The sequence below is a fragment of the Micromonospora sp. NPDC023644 genome, from assembly GCF_040640115.1.
In the GTDB taxonomy this organism is placed as follows: domain Bacteria; phylum Actinomycetota; class Actinomycetes; order Mycobacteriales; family Micromonosporaceae; genus Micromonospora.
This window is the reverse complement of the sequence record NZ_JBFABA010000042.1, coordinates 29,636-43,100: the sequence shown is the minus strand read 5'-3', so window position 1 is coordinate 43,100 and position 13,465 is coordinate 29,636. Positions and strand designations below refer to the sequence as shown.

The following is a 13,465-nucleotide window of genomic DNA, read 5'->3' as shown; positions in this document are numbered from 1 at the left end:
CCCCGCTCCCCCCGTCGGTCCCCCCGCTCCCCCCGTCGGTCCCCCCGCTCCCCCCATCGGTCCCCCCGCTCCCCCCGTCGGTCCCCCGGTCCCCCCGGCGACTTCCGCTCCCCGTCGGGCGGGGTCAGGCCCCGGTGACCGCGCGCAGTCGGCGTCGCGTGCCCATCAGCACCGCACCCGCCAGCAGCAGGCCGACCGCCATGGTCACCAGCATGGGGCTGGACTCCCCCGGCAACAGCCCGGCGAGCGACCGCGAGGCGGTGCCCAGCGCCAGGTAGAGACCGGCCCAGGCCGCCGCGCCGAGCGTCGCACAGCCGAGGAAGCGCGGGTACGACATCCGCAGCCCGCCCGCCGCCAGTGGCAGCAGCGCGTTGAACACCGGCAGGAAGGGCGCGACCAGCACCATCCGGCCGCCCCCGCGCTGGAGGATCCCCTCCGCCGCCGCCCAGCGCGCCTCCCCGATCCAGTCGCCGAGGCGGCTGCGCCGCAAACGGTCGCCGTACCGGCGGCCGGCGAGGAAGCTCAGCGACCAGCCGGCGAGGCAGCCGGCCACCACGACACCGAAGGTGGCGGCGCCGGTGGTCGGGCCGCCCACCCCCATCGCGGCCAGGATCGCCACGTCGCCGGGGACCAGCACCCCGAGCAGCGGTACGGCGTCGAAGAGCATCACCACCCCGAGCACCCCCATGAGCAGGGTGGTGGGGAGCTCTCCGAGCTGGGTCAGCCAATCCGCCATGCCCCGTACGCTATGGCCGCCCGACCACCCGGGACATCGGGTCCGATCCCCCACCGCCCCCTGGTATCGGGCTCGGGGTCGACCCTGAGGCCCCGGGGCTCACCGGGGGCGCAGCACCTGCACCCGGCGCACGGGCGAGTCCACGGCGGGCTCGGTGGTCGGCACGGGATAGCTGGCCACCGTCGCCAGCGCGCCCGCCGGCAGGTGGCCCCGCCCGGGGTCGCCGACCAGCACGTCGGTGCCCGTGGCAGCGGCCCGGCGCAGGAAGGGCAGCACCCGCGCCGCCATCGCCGCGTCGTAGAGCACGTCCCCGGCCACCAGCAGGTCCACCCCGTCGAGGTCGGAGTCGAGCAGGTCGCCGCCGGTGGCCGCGACCGTCACGTGGTTGGCCCGGGCGTTGACGGTGACCGCCGCGACCGCGTACGGGTCGATGTCGTTCGCGACCACCCGCTCGGCGCCGGCGAGCGCGGCGGCGATCGCCACCAGGCCGGATCCGGCCGCGAGGTCGAGCACCCGGCGGCCGGCCGCGAGGTGGGGGTGGTCCAGCAGGTGGCGGGCGAGGGCCTGGCCTCCGGCCCAGACCGAGGCCCAGTACGGCGGGGGCAGGGCGTGCCCGGCCTGCGCCTCCATCCGGGCCCACCAGACGATGGCGTCCTCGGCGAGGTGCAGCCGGACCTCCGGCACGAACGGGATCCGTACCAGCCGGAGCCGGTCCAGCCCGCCGCCGGGAGCGTCGATCTCCTGCTCAATCTCTGTCAGCGCGTCGGCTGTGGCACCCCTCATCGGGGCAAGCATGCCCCAGCCGACCGGGTGCCGCGCGGCTTTCACATCGCCCGCGTCGAGAGTTCACCGCATCGCCTGCGGCACTTCGGCCAGCGAATCCGGGTTCGGCCAGTTACTCTCGGGGTAGCACCGGGCGATCATTCGGTCGACGACCGAGGTTCACCCGCTTTGGAACAGGGAGAGATGCATGGCAACCGGCACGGTTAAGTGGTTCAACTCGGAAAAGGGCTTCGGCTTCATCGAGCAGGATGGCGGAGGGCCGGACGTGTTCGTCCACTACTCGGCCATCGCGTCGAGCGGTTACCGGGAGCTGAACGAGGGCCAGAAGGTCGAGTTCGAGGTGACCCAGGGTCAGAAGGGTCCGCAGGCGGACAACGTCCGTCCGCTGTAGATCCCGTGCCGGTGGCGGCGGCCGGCTGACGGCCGCCGCCGCAGCGCGTTTTCAGGGCCGCTTCGGCGCGGCGGGCAGGTCCCGTCGCCGCCGTAGCGGCCCGATCAGCAGGATCGCCGGGGTGAGCGCGAGCCAGCCCGTCGTCACCGCCATCGCGGTGCCGGCCCCGTGGGCCGCGCTGACCGCCCCGGCCAGCACCGCAGCCAGCGGAATCTCGCCGTAGTTGAGCATGTGCATGCTCACGGTGACGCGGCCCGGCAGGTGGTGCGGCGGCTAGGTCTGCCGGAAGCTGCCCTTGAGCACGTTGCCCACCGCCACGCCGAGGCTGACCAGCATCCCGCCGATCGCCGGCAGGGCGAGTCGGCCGCCGGGCCCGGCGAGCGGGATCAGCAACGCCGGCGGCCCGGTGAACGCCGCCGCGAGGAGCATGGCCCGGGCGGTGCCGATCCGACGGCCGAGTCTGGTGGCCGACAGCGCGCCGACGATGCCGGCGAGACTCATCGCCGCGACCAGCACGCCCACCGGGGCCGGCGCGAGTCGCGCCTCCCGGACCAGGAACGACTGACATTCGCAACGACGGTGGCGCGACAGCTGTCGCGCCACCGTCGTTGCCGGCTTCACCCGCTGCCGGTCGCTCCGGCGTGGCCGAGTCCGCCGGGCGGCCGGCGGGACGCGGCGGGGTCAGGCCGCCAGGCGGCGGGCCAGCTCGTCGGTGACCTGCTGGGCGATGGTGGGCGGGATCGCCTCCGCGATCTGCTCCGGCGAGAGACCGGCGAGCACACCGGCGACGATCGCCTGCTCGTCGCTGAAGTCGCCCTCGGACAGGGCCTTGACCTGGGCGACCAGGGCCGGATAGGCCCGCGCCATCGCCAGCAGGAGCATCAACGGCGACTCCGCCAGTGGCGGGGTCAGCAGACCCTCGGTCCCGACGGGCGAGATCAGCCAGTTGCGCAGGTTCTCCAGGTCGGCGAGGACGTGGCCGACCGTACGGGTGGGCACTCCGGTGTTGTAGGCGAGCTTGTCGGTCTGTTCCATGTCGGACTCCTCTGCTGGCGGTGCGATCAATCCGATGGTCGTCAGGTAGCGGCGGAACAGCGGGGTCTGGTCCCGGTTCGCCTTGATCGAGTCGCGGAAGAAGCTGAAGTGGGTGTGCCACAGGTGGGAGCTGTCCCCGCTGGTCCGTTTGCGCAGGCGGTCCCAGCGTCGGACGACCTCGCCGTCCGGGGAGTAGATGATCTCGCGGATGTCCCGGCTGTCCGGGGTGCCGCCTGCGCACTGCGCGACGCACCAGGTGGAGAAGCTGCGCAGGTTGTGCGTACGGCCGCCGGCGCGGACCTCGAAGAGGCCGACGTCGAGCGCCGCCGCGTCGAGGGTCAGGCCGGCGGAGTCCCGGGGCGATTCGACGACGGAGTAGTCCCCGGTCACCACCCGGTCGGAGCCGCAGTGGTAGCCGCCCCGGTGGGCGGGGTCGCCGACGATGCCGACCTCGGCGGGTTCGAGGTCCTGACCGCGGACGGTGTCGGGGTCGACGTTGAGGTGATCGAGCAGCAGGCGGCGGACGGCCAACAGGTTTTGCGGTGCCCGCGTCATGGGTTCCCCCTCGGGGATGGGTGGAGGCCGGGCACCAAAGTGACACCGCGTAGGCGGTGTCGGAGCCTGACGCGCGGGCCCGACCGATTGATGCACATCGTCGGGCATTGGCCCAACCATAGCCCCATCGATTGATGAATGCCCAGCTCAGGACGGGTTTTTTCCGCTGGGAAGAAGCTGTGGGGCCGGCGGCAAGATCGGCAGGACCACCGCGGACGGACACTGTGGATCGTGCAGGATCTCCCGCCACCCGGCACGCAGTGTGACCGCCGTGCCGAGGGGCTCGCCGGTGCCGGGGTTGCGCGCGTAGCGGGGATGGGCACCGCCGGAGACCTGCACCCGCAGCCGGTGCCCCGACGCGAACCGGTGCGCCGTGGGCCAGAGCTCCACCGGCACGCGCACCACGCCCGCCGCGTCGGCGGGGAACCGGTCGGGCGCGACCCGGACCAGCCCGTCGCAGACGTTCCAGGACCGGCCGCGCCGGTCCACGTCGCACAGTCGCACGAAGACGTCCAGGTGGGACAGCTCGCTGCGCAGGTGGATCTCGGCGCGGACCGGGCCGATCACCTCGACGGGCGCGTCGAGCGGGGCGCTGGTGAAGGTGAGCACGTCGGGCCGGGCCTCGACCGGGCGGTTGTCCACCGGCCCGGCCCGCTGCGCGACGAGCAGCGGGCCGCCGAGCGAGGGCGTCGGGTCGGCCGGGTCGTAGTGGAAGCCGTCCGGCGCCGACGGGACCGGTGCGGCGGCGCTCAGCCCGCCCGCCGGGTGCAGGTGCCACCGCGTCGGCACCGCCGGGGGCGGCCAGTCGGGCAGGTCCCGCCACCCGCCGCCGGCGCCGCCGACGTGCACCCGCACGCGGGCGCTCGCACCGGCACCGGTCGACGCCTGCGGCAGCCGCCCGGCGAGGTGGGCGTCGAGGTGGTCCAGCCCGTCGCGCAGCGCGGCGAGGAAGAGCCCGGGGCTGCCGTGGGTCCACGGCCCGACGGTCAGCCGGGGACGGGCGCCGGCCGCGCGCAGCGCCGCGAAGTCGCGCAGCTGGGCCGGCAGGAAGATGTCGTGCCAGCCGCTCACCATCGCCACCGGCGCGTCGACCCCGGCGATCCGGTCGCCGAAGACGCGCGCCCGCCAGTAGTCGGCGTCCGGGGTGTGGTGGCGCAGCCACTCCTGGAAGAACGGCACGGTGACGCCGGTGGCCACCCGGTCCGCCTCGGCCAGTGGCAGGTGGGCCAGCGCCGCGACCAGCCGGGGCTGGCCGCGCTTGAGTTCCCACTGCCGGGCCAGCCACGGCACGGTCTGCGCCTGGAGCAGCTCGGCCCAGGTGAGGACGGTGTCCAGGGCGAAGGACTCCCCGGCGTACGTCGAGTCGCGGGTGCCCGAGGCGGTCACCACCGCGACCATCGCGCGCAGTTCCTCCCCGGCGTCGGCGGCGAGGGCCCACTGCACGAAGCCCTGGTAACTGGCGCCGAACATGCCGAAGGCGCCGGACCACCAGGGCTGGCGGCGCAGCCAGTCGAGGGTGTCGAGGCCGTCCTCGCGCTCGTGCACGAGCGGGGCGAAGGTGCCACCGGAGCCGAACGTGCCACGGCAGGACTGGATCACCACGTGGAAGCCACGCTCGGCAGCGAGCCGGCCGAGCAGCCGCATGGGGCCGCCCCGCCCGTACGGGGTGCGAATCAGCACCGTCGGCGCGCCGGGCAGGGCCGGGGCGTAGTGGTCGGTGCGCAGCGGCACCCCGTCGCGGACCCGCACCGGGATGCCCCGGGTGAGGGTGACCCGACGGGTGCGCGCGGGCGGCAACCGCAGCGCGGCGGTGGCGAGGCGGGTTGCCAGCCGGTCGAGCACGACGTCAGCCGTTCGCGCGCCGGGCCGGCTCGTCGCGGGCCGCGCGCACCGCGTCGCGGTGCTCCCTCATCGAGGTGGTCATCGCGGTCATGAACCGGTGCACCACCTCCAGCTCGTCGTCGCTGAAGCCGGCCATCACGTCGTCGGTGCGCCGGCCCAGGGGGCGGAAGAAGTCCATGGCCAGCGCGGCGCCCCGCTCGGCGTAGTGCAGGAAGACCTTGCGCCGGTCGGCGGTGTCGCGGTCGCGGCGGATGTGCCCGGCGCGCTCCAGCCGGTCGATCAGGGCGGTGACCGAGCCGGACGAGAGGTTGAGGTGCTCGCCGAGGCGACCGGGGGTGATCGGCCGGCCGGTCAGCTCGGCGTCCATCACCGCGATCAGCGCCTGCAGGTCGGTGGCGTTGAGCCCGTGCAGGCCGGCGAAGGCGTGCCCGATGTGCTGCGCGTCGACCGAGTAGCGCCGCAGCTCGGTCCCGATCTCGGCGACCAGCCGCTCGCGGCGCGTGTCGCGCCGCCGGTACATGCCGTGACCTGCCACGTCGGTCGCCGCCTCCTGCCGTCCGTTCCGGTTGCAGCATAGCTCAGGAGTCGATAATCTCGGTCATCAAGATACTCGACCCTCGGCTTTTTGCGTCGTTCGCGAGGTCCCGGGCGTCGAGGGAAGTTCCGTCGAGAGACCGTGAGGGCAGCCGAATGTCAGTGTTCACCCGCGTGGCGCGCGGACGCCTCGCCGCGTGGCTCACCGTGGTCGCCGCGATCGTCTTCGGGGCGGCGATCTTCGGCCTGCCCAAGCCCGACAACCCGGCACCCGTCTCCTCCACCGGCCTGTCCGTGCAGTGGCAGTCGACCCAGGTGGAGCGCCTCCAGGACCAGCTGCCGTCCCGTGACGTCCAGGCCGCGATCGTCGTCGTCAGCCGCGCCGACGGCGGCCCGCTCACCGACGCCGACCGCGCAGCCCTGACCGGCCAGTCCGGTGACCTCGGCCGGTTCGCCGTCGGCGGTCGCGTCAGCCCGCCGCAGGTCTCCCCCGACGGCACCGTCGCGCTCGTCGCAGTGCCCCTGTCCACCGCCGGCGGGCAGGAGGAGATCGCGGGCCGGATCGACCAGCTCCGCGCGTCCCTGGACGACGTGCCCGACGCGCTCAACGTCGAGGTGACCGGCGGTCCCGCGTTCACCACCGACCTGACGAAGGTCTTCGAGGGCGCCGACACCACGCTGCTCGCCGTCACCGCCGCCGTCGTGGCGCTGCTGCTGCTCATCACCTACCGCAGCCCGTTCCTGTGGATCGTGCCGCTCGTCGTCGTCGCGGCGACGGAGCAGCTCACGCTGCGCGCCCTCGACACGGTCGTCCCGGCCTTCGGCCTCAACCTGCCCGGCGGCGCCGTCACCGGCATCGCCAGCGTCCTCGTCTTCGGCGCCGCCACCGACTACGCGCTGCTGCTCATCGCCCGCTACCGCGAGGAACTGCGCCGCGAGGAGGACCGCTTCGTGGCGATGCGCGCCGCGCTGCGCCGCACCGCCGAGCCCATCCTCGCCAGCGGCTCCACCGTCGTCCTCGGCGTGCTCACCCTGCTGCTGTCCGAGCAGGAGCTCAACCGTGCCCTCGCCGTGGCCTGCGCGACGGGCGTCATCCTCGCCATGCTCTCGGCGCTGTTCGTCCTTCCGGCGGCACTGCTGATCTTCGGTCGGGGGCTGTTCTGGCCGTTCGTGCCCCGGGTCGGCGGGGAGGTCCGCGAGGGCCGGCTCTGGGGCCGGCTCGGCGCCGCCGTCGAGCGCCGTCCCGCACCGGTCGCGCTGCTCGCGACGCTGCTGCTCGCCGGGCTCGCCCTCGGCGGGCTCGGCATCCGCACCGGCCTGTCGGAGACCGAGCAGTTCCGGGTCAAGCCGGAGGCGGTCGCCGGCGCGGAGACCCTCGCGCGGTCCTTCCCCGCCGGGACGACCCAGCCGGTCGCCGTGCTCACCACGCCCGCCGCCGTGCGGGCCGTCACGGACGCCGCCGCCGGGACCCCCGGCGTCGCCTCCGCGCGCCCCGGCGAGGCCGGCGCCCAGGTCGCCCAGGTCGACGTCGTGCTGGAGGCCGAGCCCGGCACCGCCGCCGCGAACCGGGCCGTCGAGGCGCTGCGGGACGCGGTCGCGGCGGTTCCCGGTTCCGCCCCGCCCGCGGTCGAGGGCGCACCCGCCTTCGACGGCGCGGTGGTGGGTGGCGCCGTCGCGGCCACCTACGACGAGAACGAGGCCAACGGCAAGGACCTGCGGCTGATCCTGCCGATCATCCTGCTGCTCGTCGGCGCGGTGCTGGTGCTGCTCCTGCGCGGCCTGATCGCCCCGCTGCTGCTGGTGCTCACCGTGATCGCGTCGTTCTTCGCCAGCATCGGCGCGTCGTGGCTGCTCTTCGACCACGTGCTCGACATGCCGGCGCTCGACAGCGGTGTCCTGCTGCTCGCCTTCGTGTTCCTGGTGGCGCTGGGCGTGGACTACAACATCTTCCTCGTCACCCGGGCCCGCGAGGACGCCCGGCGCACCGGCACCCGCGACGGCATGCTCTCGGCCCTGCGGGTCACCGGCGGCGTCATCACGAGCGCCGGCATCCTGCTCGCCGCGGTCTTCGCCGTCCTCGGCGTCCTGCCGCTGATCCTGCTGACCCAGATCGGGATCATCGTCTGCATCGGTGTCCTGCTGGACACCCTGCTCGTGCGGACGGTCCTGGTGCCGGCGCTGGCGTTCACGCTCGGCGACCGCTTCTGGTGGCCGGGACGGGTCGCGCGCGAGCCCGCCGGGGACGAGGACGACCCGTCGGCGGAACGTGGGTCGGCACCGACCCGGAACTGACCGGTCCGCCGGAACAGCGGGGGCCGTGGCGGTGACACGCCACGGCCCTCGCCGCTTCCGGCGGGGTTTGGCCCCGGCGGACCCGTGGGCGCGGCGGACTTGAGGGCGCGGCGGACCCGTCGGCGCAGCGGACCCGTGGGCGCGGCGGGGAGTCGGCGGACGCGGGGGCGCGGTGGTCCGCCCCGGAGGCGCGGCGGTTCGGCGCTCCGGTCGCCCCGGGCCGGCTCACGCGTCGGTGCGCACCGCCACCGGTTCCGGCTCCGCCGTGTCGTCGCCCACCGCCCTGTCGCGGGTGGCCCAGGCGACCACGAACAACGCCGTCCAGGCCACCCCGAGCAGCACCGCCGTGGCGCTGCCGCTGGCCGTGCTCAGCCCCAGGTAGAGGCGGGCGCCGACGATGCCGACCACCCCGGCCGCCGCGGCGGTCCACGCGGCCACCGCCACCGGCCAGCGCGCCCCCCGCGACAGCAGCCAGGCCAGGGTGCAGAGGCTGGCCGCCACCACGGCGTTCTGGGTCGGGAACAGGGCGGCGTCCCGGCCGTCCGGCCCGCCCGCCGCCGGCCCGGCCAGGTCGACCACCACGGCCAGCACCACCAGCGGCACGAACGCCCCGACCGTGCCGACCACGCTGAGCAGGTCCGCCCGCCAGGGCCGGTTCCGCCAGGCCAGCACCGCCGCCACGACGGCCACCAGCACGATGAGCGCCGATCCGCGCAGCGCCGAGACGACCGCGAGCGTGACGTCGACCGCCCCGGGCGTACGCCGGTCGGCGAACCAGTCGGCGATCGCGCCGTCGAGCACCGCCAGGCCGCTGTGCCGGACCACGGCCCCGAGCACCCAGGCGATGGCGAGCCCGGCCACGAAGAGCAGCAGCAGGCCGGCGACCAGGTTGATCAGCAGCGTCCAGGCCGGCCCGACGTGCATGGCGAGCAGGAAGAACAGCACCCCGTACCGGCCGCTGAGCCAGCGCACCGGCCGCAGCCCCGCGGCCCGCGACGCCAGCGCCCGGGCCGGGTCCGGGTTGCGGCCCAGCCACCGCCCCGCCAGCACCACCGCGACCAGCGCGGCCACCAGCACCAGCACCGCGCCGGTGGCCCGCCCGAGCAGCCGGGAGACCGTCTCGTACGACTCCCCCGCCAGGTTGCCGACGAGCACCGAGCCGCCCACCCAGGTCACCGCACCGGCCAGGTTCCACGGCGCGAACCGCCGGTACGGCATCCCGGCCGCCCCGGCCAGCCGGGGCACCAGGGTGCGGGCGAAGGCCACCCAGCGGGCGGTGAGCACCCCGCGCCCGCCCAGCCGGCCGAGCATCGCGTCCGCCCGGCTCCACCGTTCGTGACCCACCCGGGCGCCCAGCCGGCCGGCGCGCAGCCGGGGCCCGTGCCGCCGGCCCGCCCGGTACGCGAGTGTGTCGCCGATCACGGCTGCAAGGATCATCACCAGCAGTGCCGGTACGAGTCGCAGCGTCCCCGCGTACGCTAGGAAGCCGACCAGCAACAGGGTCGCCTCGCCCGGCACCAGCAGACCGAAGATCACTGCGGTCTCCCCCGCGACGATCATCGCGGCGATCACATAGATCAGCAGGGGCGGCAGGCCCTGCAGCGAGGTCAGCAGGTCGTGCATCGGGCCCCCATTCCCACGGGGGTCAGCATGCCAGGCGCTGAAACGGTCGGAACATCAGTTTCGGCAGAGATCCGGGCCATCTGGGGGGAGACCCCGACGCGTGCCCCGGCAACCGCAGACAGGAGTATGGAGGGTATGCAGCTTCGCACCGACCTCCGCAACGTCGCCATCATCGCCCACGTCGACCACGGCAAGACGACCCTGGTCGACGCCATGTTGCGGCAGGCCGGCGCCTACGGCGCCCGCGGCGAGGTAACCGAGCGGGTCATGGACTCGATGGACCTCGAACGGGAAAAGGGCATCACCATCCTGGCCAAGAACACCGGCGTGCGGTACATGCCGGCCGACGGCTCCGACCCGGTGACCATCAACATCATCGACACCCCCGGCCACGCCGACTTCGGCGGTGAGGTCGAGCGCGGCCTGACCATGGTCGACGGCGTGGTGCTGCTGGTGGACGCCAGCGAGGGCCCCCTGCCGCAGACCCGGTTCGTGCTCCGCAAGGCGCTCAAGGCCCGCATGCCGATCATCCTGGTGATCAACAAGGTGGACCGTCCCGACGCCCGGATCAAGGAGGTCGTGGACGACACCTACGAGCTCTTCCTCGACCTGGACGCCGACGAGGAGCAGATCGACTTCCCGATCGTCTACGCCTGCGCCCGCGACGGCATCGCCTCGCTGACCCAGCCCGCCGACGGCGCGGTCCCCGACGACAGCACCAGCCTGGAGCCCCTGTTCCGCACCCTGCTGGACACCATCCCGCCGCCCGCGTACGAGGAGGAGGCGCCGCTTCAGGCGCACGTCACCAACCTCGACGCCTCCCCGTTCCTCGGCCGGCTGGCGCTGTGCCGGGTGCGGCAGGGCACCATCAGCAAGGGTCAGACGGTGGCCTGGTGCCGCACCGACGGCAGCACCCAGCGGGTCCGCATCTCCGAGCTGCTGATGACCGAGGGCCTGGAGCGCAAGCCGGCCGATTCGGCGGGCCCGGGCGACATCATCGCGGTCGCCGGAATCCCCGAGATCATGATCGGTGAGACCCTGGCCGACGCGGAGGACCCGCGCCCGCTGCCGCTGATCACCGTCGACGAGCCGGCCATCTCGATGACCATCGGCACCAACACCTCGCCGCTGGTCGGCCGGGTCAAGGGCGCCAAGGTCACCGCCCGGATGGTCAAGGACCGGCTCGACAAGGAGCTGGTCGGCAACGTGTCGCTGCGGGTGCTGCCCACCGAGCGTCCCGACGCGTGGGAGGTGCAGGGCCGCGGCGAGCTGGCGCTGGCCATCCTGGTCGAGCAGATGCGCCGCGAGTCGTTCGAGCTGACCGTCGGCAAGCCGCAGGTCGTCACCAAGGAGATCGACGGCAAGACCTGCGAGCCGGTCGAGCGGCTCACCATCGACGCCCCCGAGGAGTACCTCGGCGCGATCACCCAGCTGCTGGCGACCCGCAAGGGCCGGATGGAGCAGCTGGTCAACCACGGCACGGGCTGGATCCGGATGGAGTGGCTGGTCCCGGCCCGTGGCCTGATCGGCTTCCGCACCGAGTTCCTCACCGACACCCGGGGCACCGGCATCCTGCACCACGTCTTCGAGTCGTACGAGCCGTGGTTCGGCGAGCTGCGCACCCGCAACAACGGCTCCCTGGTCGCGGACCGGGCCGGCGCCGTCACGTCGTTCGCGATGATCAACCTTCAGGAGCGCGGCCAGCTCTTCGTCGAGCCGACCACCGAGGTGTACGAGGGCATGATCGTCGGGGAGAACTCCCGCTCCGACGACATGGACGTCAACATCACCAAGGAGAAGAAGCTCACCAACATGCGCGCGTCGACCTCCGACGAGACCGAGAAGCTGATCCCGCCGCGCAAGCTGTCGCTGGAGCAGGCCCTCGAGTTCTGCCGCGAGGACGAGTGCGTCGAGGTGACCCCCGCCGCCATCCGGATCCGCAAGGTGGTGCTCGACCAGACCACCCGTGGCCGGGCCGCCGCCCGCCGCAAGCACGCCGGCTGACGTACCACGGCAGCCACACCGGAGCCCGGACCGCCCCGCGCGGTCCGGGCTCCGCCCGTTCCGGCCGCGGAAGCTCAGGCGGGACGGGTGGCGAGGAAGGCGAACAGGTCGGGCACCGGACCGGAACCGGCCTCGGCCGTGCGGACCAGGGTCAGGCCGGCGTCGGTGACCGCGTTGAGCAGGTCGGCCAGCGGGACGTGCCACGCGCCGACGCGCACCCGCACCCCGTGCGGCGTCCAGGCCCGGAAGCTGCGCTCCCGCTCGGCGTAGCCGCCGTCGATCACGATCCGCTGCGGGTCGGAGCGGTCGGCGAACGCCCCGGTGAAGCACGGGTGCACTCCGACGTGGACGAACCGCCCGCCGGGCGCCAGCACCCGCGCGACCTCGGCGATCACCGCCGCGTAGTCGGGGACGTCGGTGTGGGCCAGCACGCACGCCACCGCCGGCACCGAGGCGTCGGCCACCGGCAGCGCCGCCGCGTCGGCACGGGCCACCGGCAGGCGCGGCCGGGCGTGCCGCAGCTGCCCGGCGGACAGGTCGACCCCGACCGGCTCCCAGCCCAGCCCGCGCAGCTCCGCCGCCTGGAGGCCGGTGCCGCAGCACAGGTCCAGGCAGCGGCCGGGGCCGGGGCCGAGCAGGTCGCGCAGCCGACCGCGGACCCGGGTCATGTAGTCGCTAAAGGTGTCGGTGGCAAACGCCTCGTACCAGTCGGCGTGCGCGTCGTAGGCGGCAACCGTCATCCCCGCACGGTACGACCGATCGCCCCGCCCCGCCGCCCCGTCGGCGATCCGTTACGGTCAGCCGCATGACCTGGGACGAGCTCGACACCCGTCTGGACGGGGTGCCCGGCACCGTGTCGGCGTACGTGGGGCGGGTCGGCGCCGCCCCCGCCTGGACCCGGCACGCCGACGCGACCCACTACGCGGCCAGCACGATGAAGGCGGCGGTGCTCGTCGCGCTGCACCGCGCCGCCGAGGCCGGCACCCTCGACCTGGACGCCCCCGTGCCGGTGCGCAACGAGTTCGACTCGGCGTTGCCCGGCGTGCCCCGGTTCTCCTGCGCCCGGCACTACGACAACGACGAGGCCGTGTGGGAGCGGGTCGGCGCGAGCGCGCCGCTGCGCTGGCTCGCCCACCGGATGATCGTCCGCTCCAGCAACCTCGCCACCAATTTGGTCATCGACCACGTCGGACTGCCGGCCGTGGCCCGGGTGTGGGACCTCGCCGGGGCCCGGCACAGCGTCACCGGCCGGGGCATCGAGGACTTCGCGGCCCGCGAGGCGGGCGTCACCAACCTGGTCACCGCCGCCGACCTGGCCGCGCTGCTCGGTGCGCTGGCCGCCGGCGCGGACACCCCGGGTCCGCTCGCCTCGCCGGCCGGCTGCGCGGCCATGCTCGACGTGCTGTTCGCCCAGGAACACCGTGAGGACCTGGCCGCCGGGCTGCCCGAGGGCACCCGCATCGCGCACAAGAACGGCTGGGTGCGCGGCGTGCGGCACGGCGCGGGGGTGGTCTTCCCCGACGACGCGCCGCCGTACGCCGTCGTCGTCTGCACCACCACCGACCTCGCCGACGGCGGCCCCACGGGTGAGGACGAGGACGACGCCTGCCGGCTCATCGCGCGGGTGTCCGCCGCCGCCTGGGACGCCCGGCACGACCTGTGACCCTGAC

13 protein-coding genes are annotated in these 13,465 nt (G+C 74.3%); 4 read left to right on the top strand and 9 right to left on the bottom strand.

What is annotated here, in order from left to right; genetic code table 11:
- Positions 1-124 precede the first annotated feature (124 nt).
- Positions 125-736 (bottom strand): VTT domain-containing protein, encoded by a 612-nt coding sequence (locus tag AB0G08_RS23705; RefSeq protein WP_358091562.1) that lies wholly within the window; start codon positions 734-736, stop codon positions 125-127.
- Positions 737-835: 99 nt separating this feature from the next.
- Positions 836-1,531 (bottom strand): 50S ribosomal protein L11 methyltransferase, encoded by a 696-nt coding sequence (locus tag AB0G08_RS23700; RefSeq protein WP_358091560.1) that lies wholly within the window; start codon positions 1,529-1,531, stop codon positions 836-838.
- Positions 1,532-1,706: 175 nt separating this feature from the next.
- Here AB0G08_RS23700 and AB0G08_RS23695 point away from each other — a divergent pair, with 175 nt between their 5' ends.
- Positions 1,707-1,910 (top strand): cold-shock protein, encoded by a 204-nt coding sequence (locus AB0G08_RS23695; RefSeq protein ID WP_088961229.1) that lies wholly within the window; start codon positions 1,707-1,709, stop codon positions 1,908-1,910.
- Positions 1,911-1,961: 51 nt separating this feature from the next.
- Here the strand turns inward: AB0G08_RS23695 and AB0G08_RS23690 are convergent, their stop codons facing one another.
- From AB0G08_RS23690 to AB0G08_RS23670, 5 genes are all read right to left on the bottom strand, one after another.
- Positions 1,962-2,153 (bottom strand): hypothetical protein, encoded by a 192-nt coding sequence (locus AB0G08_RS23690; RefSeq protein WP_358091558.1) that lies wholly within the window; start codon positions 2,151-2,153, stop codon positions 1,962-1,964.
- Between the two features lie 30 nt (positions 2,154-2,183).
- Positions 2,184-2,531: a hypothetical protein gene (locus AB0G08_RS23685; protein ID WP_358091556.1), complete on the bottom strand. Its 348-nt coding sequence runs from the start codon at positions 2,529-2,531 to the stop codon at positions 2,184-2,186.
- Between the two features lie 60 nt (positions 2,532-2,591).
- Positions 2,592-3,500, bottom strand: coding sequence for a hypothetical protein (locus tag AB0G08_RS23680; RefSeq protein ID WP_358091554.1), 909 nt, complete (start codon positions 3,498-3,500; stop codon positions 2,592-2,594).
- A gap of 147 nt (positions 3,501-3,647) precedes the next feature.
- Positions 3,648-5,342, bottom strand: a complete 1,695-nt coding sequence (locus AB0G08_RS23675; RefSeq protein ID WP_358091552.1) for a CocE/NonD family hydrolase — start codon at positions 5,340-5,342, stop codon at positions 3,648-3,650.
- 4 nt (positions 5,343-5,346) lie between these two features.
- Positions 5,347-5,862: a MarR family transcriptional regulator gene (locus AB0G08_RS23670; RefSeq protein ID WP_358091550.1), complete on the bottom strand. Its 516-nt coding sequence runs from the start codon at positions 5,860-5,862 to the stop codon at positions 5,347-5,349.
- Positions 5,863-6,032: 170 nt separating this feature from the next.
- On the opposite strand from AB0G08_RS23670, the gene AB0G08_RS23665 reads away from it, so the two are divergent.
- Positions 6,033-8,168: an MMPL family transporter gene (locus tag AB0G08_RS23665; protein ID WP_358091548.1), complete on the top strand. Its 2,136-nt coding sequence runs from the start codon at positions 6,033-6,035 to the stop codon at positions 8,166-8,168.
- Positions 8,169-8,393: 225 nt separating this feature from the next.
- On the opposite strand, the gene AB0G08_RS23660 is transcribed toward AB0G08_RS23665, so the two are convergent.
- Complete coding sequence (locus AB0G08_RS23660; protein WP_358091546.1) at positions 8,394-9,791, bottom strand: DedA family protein; 1,398 nt, start codon at positions 9,789-9,791, stop codon at positions 8,394-8,396.
- Positions 9,792-9,926: 135 nt separating this feature from the next.
- On the opposite strand from AB0G08_RS23660, the gene typA reads away from it, so the two are divergent.
- Positions 9,927-11,795, top strand: a complete 1,869-nt coding sequence (gene typA / locus AB0G08_RS23655; RefSeq protein WP_358091544.1) for a translational GTPase TypA — start codon at positions 9,927-9,929, stop codon at positions 11,793-11,795.
- A gap of 74 nt (positions 11,796-11,869) precedes the next feature.
- Here the strand turns inward: typA and AB0G08_RS23650 are convergent, their stop codons facing one another.
- On the bottom strand, positions 11,870-12,535 hold the full coding sequence (locus AB0G08_RS23650; RefSeq protein ID WP_358091542.1) for a methyltransferase domain-containing protein: 666 nt from the start codon (positions 12,533-12,535) through the stop codon (positions 11,870-11,872).
- Between the two features lie 65 nt (positions 12,536-12,600).
- On the opposite strand from AB0G08_RS23650, the gene AB0G08_RS23645 reads away from it, so the two are divergent.
- Complete coding sequence (locus AB0G08_RS23645; RefSeq protein ID WP_358091540.1) at positions 12,601-13,458, top strand: serine hydrolase; 858 nt, start codon at positions 12,601-12,603, stop codon at positions 13,456-13,458.
- The last annotated feature ends 7 nt before the right edge of the window (positions 13,459-13,465 follow it).

What these genes read in the sequence shown, in the direction of transcription:
- AB0G08_RS23705 (WP_358091562.1), bottom strand. Translation starts at nt 736, where the DNA reads ATGGCGGATTGGCTGACCCAGCTCGGAGAGCTCCCCACCACCCTGCTC.
- AB0G08_RS23700 (WP_358091560.1), bottom strand. Translation starts at nt 1,531, where the DNA reads ATGCTTGCCCCGATGAGGGGTGCCACAGCCGACGCGCTGACAGAGATT.
- AB0G08_RS23695 (WP_088961229.1), top strand. Translation starts at nt 1,707, where the DNA reads ATGGCAACCGGCACGGTTAAGTGGTTCAACTCGGAAAAGGGCTTCGGC.
- AB0G08_RS23680 (WP_358091554.1), bottom strand. Translation starts at nt 3,500, where the DNA reads ATGACGCGGGCACCGCAAAACCTGTTGGCCGTCCGCCGCCTGCTGCTC.
- AB0G08_RS23670 (WP_358091550.1), bottom strand. Translation starts at nt 5,862, where the DNA reads ATGTACCGGCGGCGCGACACGCGCCGCGAGCGGCTGGTCGCCGAGATC.
- AB0G08_RS23665 (WP_358091548.1), top strand. Translation starts at nt 6,033, where the DNA reads ATGTCAGTGTTCACCCGCGTGGCGCGCGGACGCCTCGCCGCGTGGCTC.
- AB0G08_RS23660 (WP_358091546.1), bottom strand. Translation starts at nt 9,791, where the DNA reads ATGCACGACCTGCTGACCTCGCTGCAGGGCCTGCCGCCCCTGCTGATC.
- typA (WP_358091544.1), top strand. Translation starts at nt 9,927, where the DNA reads ATGCAGCTTCGCACCGACCTCCGCAACGTCGCCATCATCGCCCACGTC.
- AB0G08_RS23650 (WP_358091542.1), bottom strand. Translation starts at nt 12,535, where the DNA reads ATGACGGTTGCCGCCTACGACGCGCACGCCGACTGGTACGAGGCGTTT.
- AB0G08_RS23645 (WP_358091540.1), top strand. Translation starts at nt 12,601, where the DNA reads ATGACCTGGGACGAGCTCGACACCCGTCTGGACGGGGTGCCCGGCACC.